This window comes from Candidatus Ornithobacterium hominis (assembly GCF_900538215.1).
In the GTDB taxonomy this organism is placed as follows: domain Bacteria; phylum Bacteroidota; class Bacteroidia; order Flavobacteriales; family Weeksellaceae; genus Ornithobacterium; species Ornithobacterium hominis.
On sequence record NZ_UNSD01000002.1, the window covers coordinates 400,935 to 417,897 of the forward strand.

Annotated in this window: 14 protein-coding genes; 5 read left to right on the forward strand and 9 right to left on the reverse strand. The window is 37.8% G+C overall.

What is annotated here, in order from left to right; all coding sequences use genetic code 11:
• Positions 1–79 precede the first annotated feature (79 nt).
• The gene (locus D5J18_RS02085; RefSeq protein ID WP_119057357.1) at positions 80–664 is read right to left on the reverse strand and encodes a thymidine kinase; all 585 of its coding nucleotides are present in this window, start codon (positions 662–664) and stop codon (positions 80–82) included.
• Between the two features lie 74 nt (positions 665–738).
• Between D5J18_RS02085 and D5J18_RS02090 the strand changes: the two genes are divergently transcribed.
• Positions 739–1,563, forward strand: a complete 825-nt coding sequence (locus D5J18_RS02090) for a 3'(2'),5'-bisphosphate nucleotidase CysQ family protein (protein WP_119057358.1) — start codon at positions 739–741, stop codon at positions 1,561–1,563.
• Between the two features lie 159 nt (positions 1,564–1,722).
• On the opposite strand, the gene D5J18_RS02095 is transcribed toward D5J18_RS02090, so the two are convergent.
• The 3 genes from D5J18_RS02095 to D5J18_RS02105 form a co-directional block, all read right to left on the reverse strand.
• Complete coding sequence (locus tag D5J18_RS02095) at positions 1,723–2,478, reverse strand: enoyl-CoA hydratase/isomerase family protein (protein WP_119057359.1); 756 nt, start codon at positions 2,476–2,478, stop codon at positions 1,723–1,725.
• A gap of 200 nt (positions 2,479–2,678) precedes the next feature.
• Positions 2,679–3,071 (reverse strand): hypothetical protein, encoded by a 393-nt coding sequence (locus D5J18_RS02100; RefSeq protein WP_119057360.1) that lies wholly within the window; start codon positions 3,069–3,071, stop codon positions 2,679–2,681.
• Complete coding sequence (locus D5J18_RS02105; RefSeq protein ID WP_119057361.1) at positions 3,064–3,759, reverse strand: Crp/Fnr family transcriptional regulator; 696 nt, start codon at positions 3,757–3,759, stop codon at positions 3,064–3,066. Before D5J18_RS02105 ends, D5J18_RS02100 begins: the two co-directional genes overlap by 8 nt.
• A 62-nt stretch (positions 3,760–3,821) precedes the next feature.
• On the opposite strand from D5J18_RS02105, the gene D5J18_RS08950 reads away from it, so the two are divergent.
• The 4 genes from D5J18_RS08950 (at position 3,822) to D5J18_RS02120 (ending at position 8,599) form a co-directional block, all read left to right on the forward strand.
• Entirely contained in the window at positions 3,822–4,016 is a 195-nt protein-coding gene (locus D5J18_RS08950) for a heavy metal translocating P-type ATPase metal-binding domain-containing protein (RefSeq protein ID WP_311394701.1), read from the forward strand.
• Positions 4,017–4,146: 130 nt separating this feature from the next.
• The gene (locus D5J18_RS02110; protein ID WP_311394702.1) at positions 4,147–6,198 is read left to right on the forward strand and encodes a heavy metal translocating P-type ATPase; all 2,052 of its coding nucleotides are present in this window, start codon (positions 4,147–4,149) and stop codon (positions 6,196–6,198) included.
• A 273-nt stretch (positions 6,199–6,471) separates the two neighbouring features.
• Positions 6,472–7,653, forward strand: coding sequence for a pyridoxal phosphate-dependent aminotransferase (locus tag D5J18_RS02115; protein WP_119057362.1), 1,182 nt, complete (start codon positions 6,472–6,474; stop codon positions 7,651–7,653).
• Position 7,654: 1 nt separating this feature from the next.
• Positions 7,655–8,599, forward strand: a complete 945-nt coding sequence (locus tag D5J18_RS02120; protein ID WP_119057363.1) for a UDP-3-O-(3-hydroxymyristoyl)glucosamine N-acyltransferase — start codon at positions 7,655–7,657, stop codon at positions 8,597–8,599.
• On the opposite strand, the gene D5J18_RS02125 is transcribed toward D5J18_RS02120, so the two are convergent.
• The 5 genes from D5J18_RS02125 to D5J18_RS02145 all read right to left on the reverse strand — a co-directional run bounded on the left by D5J18_RS02125 (position 8,586) and on the right by D5J18_RS02145 (position 16,951).
• Positions 8,586–9,401 (reverse strand): hypothetical protein, encoded by an 816-nt coding sequence (locus D5J18_RS02125; RefSeq protein WP_119057364.1) that lies wholly within the window; start codon positions 9,399–9,401, stop codon positions 8,586–8,588. The genes D5J18_RS02120 and D5J18_RS02125 overlap by 14 nt on opposite strands.
• A 17-nt stretch (positions 9,402–9,418) precedes the next feature.
• On the reverse strand, positions 9,419–12,424 hold the full coding sequence (locus D5J18_RS02130) for an AAA family ATPase (protein ID WP_119057365.1): 3,006 nt from the start codon (positions 12,422–12,424) through the stop codon (positions 9,419–9,421).
• Between the two features lie 3 nt (positions 12,425–12,427).
• Positions 12,428–13,639 carry an exonuclease SbcCD subunit D C-terminal domain-containing protein gene (locus D5J18_RS02135; protein WP_119057366.1) on the reverse strand — a complete coding sequence of 404 codons (1,212 nt, stop codon included), beginning with the start codon at positions 13,637–13,639 and terminating at the stop codon, positions 12,428–12,430.
• Between the two features lie 130 nt (positions 13,640–13,769).
• Positions 13,770–15,542, reverse strand: coding sequence for an aminopeptidase P family protein (locus D5J18_RS02140; RefSeq protein ID WP_119057367.1), 1,773 nt, complete (start codon positions 15,540–15,542; stop codon positions 13,770–13,772).
• Between the two features lie 44 nt (positions 15,543–15,586).
• Complete coding sequence (locus tag D5J18_RS02145) at positions 15,587–16,951, reverse strand: Na+/H+ antiporter NhaC family protein (protein WP_119057368.1); 1,365 nt, start codon at positions 16,949–16,951, stop codon at positions 15,587–15,589.
• Between the last annotated feature and the right edge of the window lie 12 nt (positions 16,952–16,963).

Consider the following 16,963-nt stretch of genomic DNA (forward strand, 5'->3'; position numbering starts at 1 on the left):
GAAATTAGTAATGTAAAACTTAAACAAGCGCTAAATTGCTGATGACTGAAAACTATTTTTTTTTAAAGGCTTAAAAAAATTAAGCATCTTTTTTTAATAAATTCCAAAAAACTGCTCGACTTAGCGGTTCATACTCATGGGATTCGCCTAGTTCAACTAAATTTTCACTATTGATTTTACGGTGAGAATAATTGGCTAAATTCCCCGTTTTTACACAAATGGCGTGTACTTTTGTTACATACTCAGCAATTGCCATGAGCTGAGGCATGGGACCAAATGGGCGACCTTTGAAGTCCATGTCTAGCCCAGCGACAATCACTCTTTTACCCTCGTTGGCCAGCAAATTAGCCACGTCTATAATGCCATCATCAAAAAACTGAGCTTCGTCTACGCCCACAACGTCACAATCATTGCACAGCAAAGGAATATTAGAGCTCGACGCTACAGCGGTAGCTTCTAGAATGTTTTTATCATGCGAGACCACATCTTTGTCATCATACCTACAATCCACAGAAGGTTTGAAGATTTCAATTTTTTGTCCGGCAAATTCAGCTCTTTTCATTCGGCGGATGAGTTCTTCGGTTTTACCTGAAAACATACTGCCGCAGATGACTTCTATCCAGCCCGAATTACGATGATGGTTGATGGTATTTTCTAAAAACATAACACAAAAATAAAGAGAAAAGGCACAATATTTTCATGAAAAATGATGAAATTTACACAGAAAAAGTTTAAGAAATGAATTATAGCGAGTTACTAGAAAAAGCAGTCTTAGGAACTATTTCAGCAGGTGAAGAAGTTTGGCGCCAATACAAAGAGGGTTTTGAAACTCAAGTGAAAAATGATAACTCCCCAGTGACTTCAGCTGACTTTGCTGCACACGATATTTTGAGCGAACATCTTTCGGCAACAAATTTACCCATCATCAGCGAAGAAGGAGAAAAGTTTAGCCATGAGGAAAGGCAATCTTTTGATGCTTACTGGATGCTAGACCCCATTGATGGAACACGTGATTTCATCAACAAAACAGGTGAATTCTGCATTTGCACTGGTTTGATAGCGGGAAACACAGCAAAACTAGGTGTGTTGTATGCGCCAGCGCTTAATTTATTCTATTTTGGTGCAGAGGGCTACTCTAGCCGAAAAATCCAAGCAAGCGTAGAAGAATTGGTAGCATTGGCAAAAGAAAAAAATATTTTAGAAGCCTTAGAAAAAAAATCGGTCTTCCTGCCTTCATTTTCGCCCAAAGAGAAATATACGTTTTTGACCAGTCGATTCCATCGTGATAATGGAACAGATTTCTACATCAAAGAGTTAAAGAAAGAACACCCCGATTTAGAAGTGGTGACTATGGGCTGTGCCATTAAAATGGGGCTGATTGCAGACCGCTACGCAACAGAATACACACGATTTTTACCCGTTAACTTTTGGGATGTTGCCGCAGGACATGCCATTGCCAAATATGCTGGGCGGAAAGTAACTGGTGCAAATAACGACAAAGAAATAGACTACAGCGACAAAAATATGCGTGTGCATGGCTATTCAGTCAAATGGAGCGATTAAATTTTTTTTTAAGCCTTAGAAAAATCATATAAACTTTGTCATTAGGCATCAAAAAATTTCATTTAAATATCTGTAAATTAGGAAAAGGTAAAAGATTATGAAAAACTCATTAAATCAAAATAGTTCTTAATTTTAAATGATGAGAATGTTTATTCTTGCTTAAGCGTTTTTAAATTTTTTCAAAGTTTCTTTGGTGAAATCAGATAAAACTAATTGACCGCTCATTTTTGCCCTTTGCGGCATGATTTTATCCCAATCTTTAGCATTCTCCCAGAGAATAGACTTTAAATTTCTCATAGCCTCGAGGCTATAAGCAGATAGCTGCTCCGCAAATTCAGCACAAGATTTTTCTAAATCTGAGCTTGCAGAAAACACACGATTGTATAGCCCTTTTTCTTTTGCCCAAGATGCTGACATCCAATCTTTTGGATTTAAAGTTAATTCAGAAAAAGCATTGATGCCTATTTTTCGGCTAATGGCTGGTTCGATGACAAAGGGCCCAATGCCAATGGAAAGTTCACTCAAGCGGATGGAAGCATTTTCGTGTGCCAAGGCGTAGTCACAGCCGGCAACTAGCCCGACGCCACCGCCCACGACTTTACCTTCTACATGGCCGATAATAAATTTAGGGCAGTCTTTCATCGCTATGATTGCTTCAGCAAAACCAGAAAAAAAAGCTTCTCCCGCCTCAGCGTTATCAATAGTCAAAAGCTCATCAAAACTGGCACCAGCACAAAAAACTCTTTCGCCTTTGCTTTTGAGGATAATAAGCCTTACATCATCTTCGTCGCCCAATTCCTCTAAGGTTTTTTTCAATTTTTTCAATTGAGAAAAAGGAAAAGAATTACTTTTTTCATGGAAAAATTCAAGTGTAGCAATACCATTTTTGATTTGAGTAGAAACGTAAGAATCCATATGTTTTATTTTTTTAGAAAAAAATCATTCTTTAAATATAATTATTCTAAATTTTTTAAGCCTTAAAAAAAATTCTTTTTTGATGAAGTTTTTATAATCATATTAGCTTAGTCTGCTGATAGACAGAACATCTAAACCAAAAAAATAGTTGAACGTTGCTGCTATGCTATGCATGGGAACATTATTAGCAACGATAAGCTTCAAACATTTTTATGATTTAAAATCATGTAAATTAAGACAAAAATCCAAAAAGCACCAAACATGCCTAAACCTGTCAGAAATACGGTCATGCCTAAATCTATTTTGAGCAAAGCAGCGGTAAGTCCACTGATGATGAGTAAAAAGCAAAGCCCAACATAGAAGGTGGCTAAATTTTGGATAGCGTTTGAATTCTTGTGAAAAAGGAAATAAAAAAAAGTCCCGAGGTAGTATAAAATTAGAATTCCAGCCCCGATGGATAGCAGATAGGAGCCAGTGAAGCGAAAAGCGGTTTGCGAAAGCCCTGCAGAGAAAAGCATTCCCAGAAAAATGAGAAAAACTCCAAACAAAGAAATGCTTAAGGCAACTTTGTTGATTTTTTGAGGTTTAGACATGAGCTAATTTATGAATCATATTTCGATTGGTAATTTTTAATTTTCGCCCGTGGACATCAATTAAGCCATCGTTTTTGAATTCAGAGATTAGGCGAATAGTGGATTCAGTAGCGGTTCCTATTAGGTTTGCTATTTCTTCTCGGGTCAGCATAACTTTGATGTAGCCTTCTTCATCTGTACCCAATTGATTTTCGAGTAATAAGAGAATTTCTGCCAAGCGTTCGCGAACGGTCTTCTGCGCAAGTGTAGTTATGGTATCAGCTGCATTGCCCAGTTGTCTTGATAGAATAGTCAACATTTCAAAGCTTAGTTCAGCATTATTTTTTAAAAGCTTTATAAAAAAACGTTCAGGGATGAAATCTACCTTTAAATCTTCAATGGCTGTGACTGATGAGCCAAAATTTTCACCGCTCAGGATGGAACGATACCCAATTAAATCACCTTCTTTGATGAATCGAATGATTTGCTCTTTCCCCGTAAAACCAACTTTAAAAAGTTTTGCGGTACCGCTAATGATGTAATAAACACCATTTGGCGCGTGATTTTCTTCCAAAAGCAAGTCACCTCTTCTCACATGGATTGTTTTTTTCTCTTGCTGAAAAGCTTGCAATTCCTCTTCAGATAAAATAGATGATACGGCCATATCTTTATCATCAAAATACTTCATAAGTCCAGAAAAATTTTCCATAAATTGTAGTGATTAATTTTGTTCAGCACACAAATATAAATATAAGTGATTAATTTTGTAATATGAAGGCTGAAAACTGCTATCATTGTGGCGACGAATGTGGTAAAGACCAAGTTGAGTTTGATCATAAGTCTTTTTGCTGCTTAGGGTGTAAAACGGTTTATGAAATTTTAAATCAAAATAGCCTAATGGAGTTTTATGAATTGAATAAAACACCAGGCATTAAGCCCAAAAGCGGGGGGGGGGTATCAATTTGATTTTCTCAATACCCCTCAAATTTTTGAAAAAATCATTGATTTTGATGATGACGGCACGACTTTAGTCACGTTTTTCATCCCCGTAATCCATTGCAGCTCTTGTGTTTGGGTCTTAGAAAGCTTACAAGACTTGCACCCCGCCATTCAGTTTTCTCACGTGAACTTCCCGCAAAGAAAAGTTCAGATTTCCTATCGTTCAGATGAGTTAAAATTGGCCGATTTAGCTCAGTTTTTAGCGAATTTAGGTTACAAACCATCTATTAATTTAGAAAATTTAGACAAAAAAGAACAAAAAAAAGATCGTTCTTTAGTTCTTCAGCTAGTGATTGCTGGTTTTTGCTTTGGGAACATCATGTTGCTCGCTTTCCCTGAGTACGTAAATCCGGAAGAAACTTGGTTGACAGAGAATCGATTATTTTTCCGTTGGCTAATGTTCGGGCTTTCGTTGCCAGTTGTTTTATATTCAGCATCCTCATATTTAAAGTCCGCTTATTTTGCGTTAAAAACAAGAAAAGTCAACATCGATATACCGATTGCCATTGGGATTTTAGTCCTCTTTTTTCGCTCTACTTACGAGGTTGTTGCAGACCTCAGCCCAGGCTATTTTGATAGTCTAGCAGGTCTAGTTTTTTTTATGTTGATAGGCAAGTGGTTTCAGCAGAGAACCTATCAATCTTTAGCCTTCGATCGAGATTATAAAAGCTTCTACCCCATTGCTGTCACAAAAATTGATGAGAATCAAAATCATGAAAATATTCTTTTATCTGAGCTGAAAAAAGGCGATCGAATTTTGTTGCGAGATGAAGAGATTTTGCCAGCAGACGCCATTTTGATAAAAGGCTCAGCCTATATTGACAATAGTTTCATCACAGGAGAATCTCGCTTGATTCATAAAAAAACGGGAGATAAAATCTATGCAGGAGGGAAACAGAGCGGAGCAGCCATCGAGCTAGAAATAATAGAAGAAGTCAACCAAAGTTACCTGACCTCCCTTTGGAATCACGACACTTTTCGCCAAAAAAACAGTTTTCTAGATAATTTAATCAATCAAGTTAGTCGATATTTCGTTTACATTATTCTAAGCATTGCGCTCATAAGCGGTATTTTTTGGTATTTCTATGATACCAGCCAAATGTTCCAAGTCATTACAGCAGTATTAATCATAGCTTGCCCGTGTGCACTCGCACTTGCCGCGCCGTTTACCTTAGGGAATTTAATGCGCATCATGGGGCGAAAAGCTTACTATGCCAAAGAAGCATTTACGCTAGAAAAGATGAATAAAATCGATACATTGGTTTTTGATAAAACAGGAACACTGACTCAGAACGATGCACAACAAGTTCGCTATGAGGGTGATAAGTTGAGCGGCAATGATAAAACTATGATTTACAGCATGGCAATGCAGTCCAATCACCCGCTGAGCCAGATGTTGCAAGAATTTTTTAAAGGCTTAGAAAAATTAGAAGTTAAAAACTACCAACAAATCAAAGGGAAAGGGCAAAAGGCAGAAATCAATGGCACAGAGGTGGCACTGGGTAGCCACCAATGGATAGCGCAAGAGAACGAAGTGGGACGCGAAACCGAGGTCTGGTATCGTTGCAATGGGAAGATAAAAGGGCGTTTTGTTTTTGAAAATCAATATCGGAAAAATTTGAGTGAAATTTTTAAAGGCTTAAAAAATTATGATATTCATGTGCTTTCTGGAGACAACGACCATGAGAGAGAAATTTTAGAAAAAATAATTCAGCAAAAACAGAATTTAAATTTCAACCAATCGCCGCAGGATAAATTAAATTACATCAAAAACTTGCAAGAAAAAGGGCGAAAAGTGATGATGATAGGCGATGGGCTGAATGATGCAGGAGCGTTGCAACAGAGCGATGTAGGAGTGGCCGTAGCGGAGGATATGAATAGTTTTTCGCCCTCGTGCGATGCCATTTTAGCAGGGAGCTCATTTCGTTTGCTACCTTATTTTTTAAAGCTTAGCCAAAAAGGTATTTTTTTAGTTAAAATAGCATTTGTCATTAGTTTTCTTTATAACATTATTGGTTTAAGTTTTGCTGTCACGGGGAATTTAGAGCCAGTGGTAGCCGCTATTCTTATGCCCGTGAGTTCGATTTCGGTGGTGATATTTGCTACGGTAGGTTCTTGGTTTTTGGCGTATCGTTTATTTAAAAAATGAAGAGGCTGCTTGGGAAATTTTGTTCAGTTGTTTTAGCAAAATAAATGCAAGCAGCGAAATCTAGCAGAAACCCCGCCAGCTAAGCCCTAAACGATGAAGAGCAATTGAGTGAGGCGTGATGTAATGAACGAATCAAATAAGAGAGTGATAAATAATATTTTCAAATTTTGAATGAGAAATTTTTAAAGGCTTAGAAAAATTTAAACAGAAGCTTCAAACGATACGTCAAAAAAGAAAGAACTTTATTAGATTTGTAATCACAACTCAATTTCTATGGAAATTTCTAAACGCTTACAAAGTTTAAAGCCTTCAGCCACAATTGGTATGGCGGCGAAAGCACGAGAATTGCGTGCCGCAGGGAAAGATATAATTAGTCTAAGCTTAGGTGAACCTGACTTTGAAACGCCTGATTTTATAAAGAGTGCAGCCATCGAAGCGATTCATCAAAATTATAATCATTACTCGCCCATTGGAGGTTTTGAGGATTTGAAAAAAGCGATTTCGAATAAATTCCGAAGAGATAATGGGTTAGATTATTCAACCTCGCAAATTGTGGTTTCGACAGGAGCCAAGCAAGCGATTTATAATGTCATTATGGCATTAGTGAACGAAGGTGATGAAGTGATTTTGCCAGTACCTTACTGGGTGAGTTATAGCGATATAGTAGGCTTGGCTGGCGGGAAAGTAGTTGAAATAGAAACTGGTGTGGAGCAGGATTTTAAAATAACGCCAGAGCAATTGGAAAAGTCTATTACCGAGAAAACAAAGGTTTTGATGTATAGCTCCCCATGCAATCCCAGTGGGAGTGTTTATTCTGCTGAGGAATTGGCAGCGTTGGCCGAAGTGTTGAAAAAACATCCGAAGATTACCGTAGTATCTGATGAAATTTATGAATTTATTACCTACGGAGAAAAAATGGCGAGTATGGCAAAAGTGCTAGGTATGTATGAGCAGACGGTAACCATCAACGGTTTAGCCAAAGGCTATGCAATGACTGGCTGGAGGATTGGCTACATCGGCGCTCCTGAAAAAATCGCAAAAGCTTGTGAGAAATTGCAAGGGCAAGTTACTAGCGGGACGAATTCTATCGCTCAGCGAGCAGCCATTACTGCGCTAGAAGCAGACCCTTCTCAGCTTCGATATATGGTTGATGCTTTTGAGAGAAGAAGAAGCTTGGTGATGGAAATGGCGACTGAAATTCCTGGATTTAAATTAACGAAACCCCAGGGAGCCTTCTACATTTTCCCTGATGTGAGTGCATATTTTGGGAAGGAATTAAAGGGAACTAAAATTAATTCTGCCAATGATTTGGCAATGTTCATTTTAGAAGAAGCAGAGGTAGCGTGCGTAGCAGGAGAAGCTTTTGGCTCGCCCAATTGTATCCGCATGTCTTATGCCAGCTCAGAAGAAACATTGAGAGAAGCCTTTGCAAGAATTAAAAAAGCTTTAAGTTAATATGAGATTTCCGCAGCAGCAAAGATTGGAAGATATTGCAAAAATCATTCAAGTGGAATACGTAGGTGATGCAGATTTTCCCGTTTTGGGAATGAATGAGATCCATCGCGTGAAAAGCGGTGATATTGTTTTTGTAGACCACCCTAAATATTATGATAAAGCTCTAAACAGTTCTGCTACAGTCGTTTTAATCAACAAAAAAGTAGAAGCCCCGACAGGCAAAGCTTTACTGATTTCAGAAGAACCATTCCAAGATTTTGTGAAAATAGGACAGCATTTTAACCCAGAATACCGTCAAAAAATTTTACAACATCCAGAAATTCAAATTCCAGCTTCTACCTATATTGCCCCTAACGTGTTCATTGGGAAAAATGTAAAAATAGGTGAGAATTGCGAAATTCACTCAGGCGTGTACCTAGGGAAAGATACTGTGATTGGCAACGAGGTGGTCATTCATCCTGGTACGGTTTTGGGCGGCGATGCTTTTTATTATAAAAAAACTTCTAAAGGCTTTATAAAATTAAAATCTATAGGCAACGTGGTGGTGGAAGATGGAGTGGAAATTGGAGCTAATTGTACTATTGACAGAGGCGTGACCTCAAGCACGGTGATTGGCAAAGGAAGTAAGTTAGATAATTTAATTCAAATCGGACATGACACCATCTTGGGTGAGCGTTGCCTGTTAGCATCCCAAGTTGGTATAGCAGGTTGCTGTGTGATTGGGAATGAAGTGACATTCTGGGGGCAATCGGGCACGACCAGTGGAATTTCCATAGGTGATGGCGCTGTAATTGGAGCGAAATCAGGTGTGGCTAAATCCATCGAAGGAGGGAAATTATACATGGGAATGCCCGCCGAGGAAGGAAAATCTGCATACAGAAAATATGCTCTGCTAAGTCGTTTGCCTCAAATAATCAAAAAAATAGAACAAATTAATCTAAAGTAACGTCGATGGTATTTCGCTCGGCATCGTAATTAAAATAAATATCGTACTGTGTAGACTTGACTCGTAAAGTATTTAATTGAAATGGAAGACCATATTTGCGAAACAACATCATATCGGTAGGCAAAAGATAAGGTTCTCTTTTCGGGTAAGAGATTTCTACTTTCTTTTTTTCGATAATTTCATTACTTACCCCAACTGGCATATAAGGATTAAAGCTTAAATGATAAAAAACCTTACCACCCTCATCAGCATAAAACAAATAATCTTTACCAAACGGGATATAACTTCTATTCTTGCTCTCCGTCAGTACATAGAGTTTATAAAGCTCACGTTCATTACCTTGAATTTTTTCTTTAAACGGAATGAAAATAATATTTTGATACTCACCATCCTCTAGTGGAGCAATCTCATAATTGGACTGTACGTCTTTGATGACAACATGCTTCATTGCCATCAGCCCTTTTTCAAAATCCGTCATAGCCCGAGGAGTATCATTAAACGACAAATAATCATCGGCATAGCGTAATTTAAACTGAGCAGCCACTACACCTTTCTTTTCAATGTTTTCTGCAATTACGACTAGAGAATCACCTTGCTTGTAGCGAATGATTTCCCCAGCTTTTTTTCGTAAATCCCTGTTTTTATCGATAGAATCAATCGCACGAATCATGCCCATTTCATAGAGATATAATTCATCCGCTTCAGCCATAATGGAATCAGAAATTTGCTGAAAAGTACGTGAATCTATTTTTTGCCCAAAAACTTGAAGACTTACTAAAAAAAGCAAAAATGCTAACTTCATAAAATTTTGTTTATCAATTACCCTACCACTTCTATATCACTCATTCCGTTGCCATTTTGTTTGATTTGAATCTGAGTAGAAATACGTTCTTTCAGCATTTCCACGTGCGATATAATCCCAATCATTCTCTGATTTTCTTGCTGAAGTCGCTCCAGCGTATCCATTGTTTTATCCAGTATTTCTGGGTCGAGCGTCCCAAAACCTTCGTCGATAAACAAGGTTTCAATACGAACATTATGTGCCGCTAAATCGCTTAACCCTAGAGCCAAAGCCAAACTCAGAATAAAAGTTTCACCCCCCGAAAGCGTCTTGACCGAACGCCGCTGATTTCCCATATCTTGGTCGATTGCCATTAGCCCATCATCTTCGTTGGCCTCTGGCTGAGTTAGCCAATAGCGAGATTTTAATTGGACGAGACGTTTATTGGCCAAATGCAACAGCTGGCTCAAAGTCAAATCCTGTGCAAAATCATTAAACCTTTTACCCCTTGCATCACCAATTAATTCATTGAGCATCCGCCAATAGCGAATTTTTTTATTCTCTACCGCAATTTTTTCGTTTAGCAATAAAATTTCAGTTTCATAAATCTGCTGTTGACGTTGCTGAGCAAAAAACTCTTTCAGAAGCACCTCATTAGATTCCAGATTCGCAGCAGTTTCTTTTCTTGCAAGCAGAGATTGCTCAAAGTCTAAATTTTTTAATTGAGAATCGAGAACATCAAAACTCTTTTTCAAAAGATTTTTTTCAAGCTTCAGATTTTCAAAAGATTGAATCATATTAGATTTTCTTTCATTTAAACTTTTCACTACCTCAGCGTTTAGCCGTTTGTCAAAAGCAGAAGAAATAGAATCAAAGCCCAAACGGCTAACTTGGTTTTCAAGTTTTTTTTCCAAGCCTTGAAAAATTTTCTCTTTTTCATCCCTTATTGCATTCAAATCCGCCAAATTTTGCTCAGCATTTCGCAAGTTACTTTTAGCTTCTTGCCATTTTTTTTGCAAAAATTGCGTCGTTTCATACAAATCAGCACCATGAGTTGCCTCATCAATTTTTTTCTTCAAATCCAGCCCCTCTTGTGTGATTTTATCTAAGCGCTCATAGAGAGGCAACACAGTCTCCAGCGCTTTTTTTTCCATTAAATTTTCATAGTAATTTTCCCAATTTTTTAAGGCTTTCTTTTTTTCTGAAATTAATGTTGAAAAATCTGAATTCCAATGAAATTCAGCCGATTCTTTTCGGAAAATTTGAATTAAAAGTTGTAATTCTCTTTCATTTTCTGAAACCTCTTTTTCAAGAGCAGTGATATTTTTTTCAAGGCTTGAAAAATCTGTTTCCAATTTAAATTTTTCTTCTTGTCGATTCTCCAGAAGCTTTTTTTCCTCCTTGAATTTCTTGTGCAGTTCATCCGTTTTTTCTACAGCTTTATTTGCCCAAGGATGATGAACGGAGCCACAAAGTGGGCAAGGTTTATTTTCCTCTAAATCAGCTCGGTAGTCAGCTAAAGTCTTTTGCAGCTCTCGGTTTTGAATCTCTAATTCTAATTTTTCTACATTTAATTTTTGAAGGCTTAAAAAATTCCTTAATTCTCTCAGTCGAGGAGATAAATCAAGTTTTTCTTCATTCCAGCGCCGAAGTTTATCCTTTTTTTCAGTATTATTTTGCTCAAACTGAATGATTTCCAGCGCTTTTTTTTCTACCGATTGTATTTTTTCAATCGCTTCTTGCAATCGCTCTCTTTGAGCCAAAAAATCTTTTTTAGAAATTTCTTGAATTTTTAAAGGCTTAAAAAATTGCTCAATTTCACTCCATTTTTGTTTCAAATGAGTTAATTTTGTCGACTCAAAAGGCAAATTCAAAACCCTCAATTCAGCGGAAACAGCAGCTTTCAGCTCTTTATAGAGCGAAAGTTTTTTATTACGTTCATCTTCCCACTTTTTAATTTTTTGATAGAAATCAGATAAAGCAAAATCAATTTCTTCTGATTCCAAATTTGGAATTTTCACCCAATTTTGCACCGCATATATCGTTTCATGAACTCGCTTCTCAGCAGAGATTTTCTCTTTAGTTTTTAAATCGATTTCAGATTGGTAGCCTTGCAAATCATTTTTTTTAGCATTCCAATCAAAGAGTTCATCGCCAAAGGCATTAGTTTTTTCATGCCAAATCAATTTTTCGCCCTCAGTTAGATGAAAATTTTCTAAATTTTGTTGAGCTTTTTCTTCCCGTTTAGTCAGTTCGGTAATTTGATTTTTTTGAATTTTCCATTGAGAAAAAGCCTCTAAATTCGATTCTAATTCTTTCAGCTCATTAGTTAAACTTTTTTGAATCTCCTTGAGTTCTTTTTCCTGAGTTTGAATTTTTTGAATTTCCTCTGGGGTTAAAAGTTTAGTTTTCAGGTCGGTAACTCTATGTTCCGATTCTTCCATTAGATTTTTAAGGCCTTTAAATTTTTCGTAAGCAGCTTGCCCCAATCTTCGGTAAATTGCCGTACCTGTGATTTGTTCTAGCAGTGCACTTCTTTCTTCTTTTTTAACTTTGAGAAATCGGCTGAACTCGCTCTGTGCCAGCATCACTGATTTGGTGAATTGTTCGTAATTTAAACCAATGAGTTCTTCATTTTTGGCTGGAACTTCTGATTTTTTTTGCGTAATGGGTTTTCCTTCAGCATCATACAAGAACATTTCATGGTCTTGTAAATTCCCATTATTGGCAACTCTCACGTGCCATTCCGTTGTGAAGATTCCCTTTTTGCAAGCATAAGTCACCCGAGCAAAGGCCTCTCTTTGCCCACGCGTGAGGATGGCGCCATTCTTCAGCATTAAATTTTTAGAAATAGCGGATTCCAGTCGAGGAATTTTGTTATACAAAGCTAAGGGAATCACATCAAGAATTGTGCTTTTCCCGCTACCAGTAGCACCTGTGATGGCAAATAAATGACTCTGTGCAAATGGTTTTTGAGTGAAATCAATCTTATGCTCGCCTTCTAGCGAATGGATGTTTTTGAAATGAATTTTTAAAATTTTCATGACTTATTCGCTTTGAATTTCTTCCAATAATTGATGAAAAACTTGGCGCAAATGATTTTTATCCTCTTCTTTTAATTCTTTTTGGCTTGCTATCATTTTATCTAAAATTTCTACTGGTTTTAAATCATTGAGGTGCTCGTGCTGGGCGAACAATTCATGTGCTCCCAAAACTCGATTCTCAAAAATCATTCGGCTTTTGACGATTTTAGCATGCGGGTGCTTAAAGGTATTGATAATTTGTAAAAATGTGTCCTCTGTTGCTGTATCATAATTTTTTTCTTCTAAAATAACTTCTAGCAAGCTGGGCAATGTACTGTCTACTTCAAGATTTTTCAATTTTTCTTGAATTTCATTCAAGCATCCGTTCAGCCTTATCAATTTTCTGAAGTTTGGAACTGGGATGCTTTTCGGCTCAAAACCTTTAGCCGTATCGAGCAATAAAATTCTTTTTTCATCTGTTCGTTCGCTGAAAGAAAGCGGTAAAGGCGAACCTGAATAATAAGCAGGAACTGCGGCATTGACTTTCTGTGGCTTGTGGATGTGCCCCAATGCAATATAATCGAATCCATTGCCCAGGCGTTGTGCTTCAAATTTAGCTTGATTGCCAATCTGAATTTCCCTTTCACTGTCTGAGGGTGAAACGCCTGCCGTGAATAGATGCCCCATGGCGATGTGTGGGAGATGCGGATAGTTTCTTTTTCCTAAATCGATGCTTTTTTTATAGATATTTTCAATGCCGTTTTGCATCACTTTTATTCGGTCTTCGTAGGAAATGCCATCGGTTGCTTTGCGCAAATCAACCTCACGCAGAAATGGAATTGCATGCACGACGAGTTCTATTTTATTTTGCTGATTCTGAACAGGTAAAATGGCCTCCGCTTCATCGTTGGGCATTCCGCCCAAAACGCTGATGTTGATTGTATTTAAAATCTCTTTCGGGGCGTTGAGCATTGCTGGAGAATCGTGGTTGCCTCCTGTGATAATGATTTTGCAATTCAACTGCTGCAAGCGAATCATTGTATTGTAAAACAGCTGACGGGAATGTGAAGAAGGATTAGAGAAATCAAAAACATCACCAGCAATTAAAATAAGCTCAACTTGCTCTTGCTGAATTATTTGAGTGAGCCAGTCAATGAAAAGTTGAAAGTCTTCATCGAGCTCAAAATTGTGAAGTCGTTTGCCAATATGCCAGTCGGCAGTATGAATAATTTTCATTCAAGCAAATTAAAATATTTTTTAAAGCTTTAGAAATTTTTAACCGATAAAATTTAAACAAGTGTTGTATTCAAAAAAATGCCTTCTTTTTGACGGAAGGCATTGATCTCAAAACTTATTAATAGAAAGTTTAGATGGGCTGGGTAATGTGTAAAAGCCACTCTTTTTCTTCGCCGTCTAGATGTGGAGCTAGCGCTTCCTGCACTTGCTGATGATAATTATTCAGCCACTGTTTTTCGGTGTCATTCAATAATTCAAGATTGGCTTGATGCTCTAAGAAAATGGGGAAAAGCGTTAAAGTTTCAAAGGCATAAAAAGTACCAAAAGAAGTGGTTTCCTTTTCTTTTACTGCAATCAAATTTTCAATACGAATGCCGTAGCGGTCTTCGATGTAAAGACCTGGTTCGTTGCTGAGCACCATCCCAGGCTGCAAAGCGACATCATTGAGGTCTTTTCTGATGTTTTGTGGCCCTTCATGCACATTCATGAAGCTTCCCACGCCATGCCCCGTTCCGTGCCCGTAATCTTTGCCTTGCTGCCAAAGTGGCAGCCGAGCCAAAGTATCTAAGTGCGTTCCTCTTGTTCCTTTTGGGAATTGAGCCAAAGAGAGCTGAATCATTCCCTTGAGTACCAATGTGTAATCATCCTTAAACGCTTGTGAAACCTCGCCCAAGGCAAAAGTCCGTGTAATGTCGGTAGTTCCCTCAGTATACTGTCCACCTGAATCTACTAAAATAGAGCTTTCGGCTTTTATTGTAGCGCTCTCTTCTTTTTTGGCAGAATAATGAACAATTGCGCCATTGCCACGATAGCCGATGATGCTACCAAAACTCTCCCCCTTGAAGTTTTTGCCAGTAGCACGAAACTCACGCAGTTTTTTGCCAAGGCTATACTCGGTTAAATTTTCTTCGGAAGCAGAATTTTTGAGCCAGTAGAAAAATTTAACTAAAGCAACGCCATCACGCACCATTACTTTTCGGAAGCCTTCTAACTCTTTTTCATTTTTGATGGCTTTTAGTAAATTCCCTGGGGTTGGTTTTATAATGCATTCATTGTTAGGTTGAATGGCTTCAAAAATTGCTTGATTGCTTTGCTCAGAAAGCAGGATTTTCTCGTCCTTTAAATTTTTTAAGGCTTTAAAGAAATCAGAATAATTTTCTACGCTTACGTTTGCTTCCTTTAAATGACTTTCAACTTCGGGTGTGATTTTTTCTTTGTCAATGAAGAGTTTTGTCTCTCGCTTATTTAGCAAAATATAGCCTAAAAAAACGGGATTAAAGGCGACGTCGTTGCCCCGTAAATTCAATGTCCAAGCGACATCGTCCAAAGCGGTAATGATGTGTGTTGTTGCTTCAGATTTTTGCATTTCGCTACGGATGGCAGAGAGTTTATCTCCGATGCTTTTCCCAGCGTATTCCAACGGGTGAACAAAAACGGGATCGCTATCGCCCTGAGGGCGATTGGTCCAAATTTCATCAAGTAAAGGTGCATCGACTAGAACGATATTTTTTGAACTCAGTTGATTTTTAATTTTTTCCCAATTCGCATGTGAAGTAGTGAGCGAATTGACGCCTACTTTTCCACCTTGGGGAACTTCATTTTTCAAGAATTCAATCTCATCGGGGAAACCGTCGACCCCTTGTTTATAAAGCTCTATACCCGAATCAGCTAATTCTTTAGGTGCCTGAACAAAGTAGCGAGAGTCAGTCCAAAGTCCAGCTTTGTTTGTGGTAACAATCACAAAACCAGCCGACCCTGTGAACCCAGAAAGCCAGCTGCGTTCTTGCCAATGCGAGGGTAGATATTCGCTCATATGTGGGTCTGCACTAAAGATGATAAAAGCATCAATGCCTTGCGTTTTCATTTTTTCACGGAGTGCAGTTATTTTTTCTGGTGTAGTCATAGATATAATTTTGTGAAATGCCGCAAAAACAAAGCCAGTTTGTTTTAGAGTTGGTTTAAATTTTTAGAAGGATACTTTTGAGAGACTTTTTTGTCAAAATTTTCTAAGCCTTGTAAATTTTTTGATTTTTGAATTATTAAAAAATAAATTAAACTAAAGACCAAAAGAATATGCAAATAATAGGCATTTGCCATTAAATCAACGTAATTTAAACTTTCTTGGCTGAGCGAAATCAATATTAAAATTTGAGCTCCATAAGGAATCAAACCTTGAACATAGCAAGCAAAGATGTCTAATATAGAAGCGGTGTATTCGGGTTTTATTTGGTTTTCTTGTGTGATTTTTTTAGCGATATTTCCTGAGATTAAAATAGCAATCGTATTGTTTGCTACACAAAAATTTACAATGCTGACTAGACTACCGATACCCAAAATTGCTGTCTTGGGTGAATGGATGAGGCGATTGACCTGCCGTATTATAAACTGAATGCCTCCTGCTTTTTCAGTCATATAGGCTAGTCCGCCAGTGAATAGTGAGAGTAGGAAAATTTCTTGCATTCCAGTGAAGCCCTCGTAGGTAATTTTTGCAGCGCTCAGCATTGTGAAGCTTTCATTCCAAAAGCCAATTAAAATAGTACTGAGTAGCCCGATGAAAAGAGAGATGAAAACGTGAATGCCTAGGATTGCTAAAAGTACAACTATAAAATAAGGAAGGATGACTAAAATGCTTTGATTTTGAGGGATTTCTTTGAGCGTGATTTCGCTTACTTCAGACTGAAATCCTAAGAAGCTTAATAAAATAATGCTAAAAAAAGCAGCTGGAATGGCGATATAGCTATTGGCTTTAAATTTATCTTTCATTGAGCAACCGACGCTCTGTGTAGAGGCGATTGTTGTGTCAGAAATCAAAGAAAGATTGTCGCCAAACATAGCTCCGGTGAGCAAACTTCCGCCCGTCAGCCCCAGTGGCATTGCTCCTTGTGCAGATAATCCCAAAACTAGTGGAGCTAAGGTGACAATCGCTCCGACTGAGGTGCCTGCAGAGAAAGATATAAACGATGCTACAATAAAAATACCGACAGGGAAAAAACTTGATGGAATATAAGTTAAGCTCAGCCCCACAATGGCATCAATGCTGCCCGTCGCTTTTGATGCCATGGCAAAGGCTCCTGCCAAGAGGTAAATAAAACACATCATGAGTATCTTATCGTTACCGCAGCCTTTTAGAAAATCAGCTAAATTGGATTTGAAGTCTTTTTTAAAAATCAAAAAGGCGACAACAATGCCCGCTATCGCAGCCAAAGGAGAAGGAAGCGCATAAAAGTCATTGTAGTAAATCCCGAATCCTAAAAATGTGAAAACAAAAATAAGTAACGGAATGATGGAGGTGATACTGCCACTTTCTTTCATAGAGGGGAACTT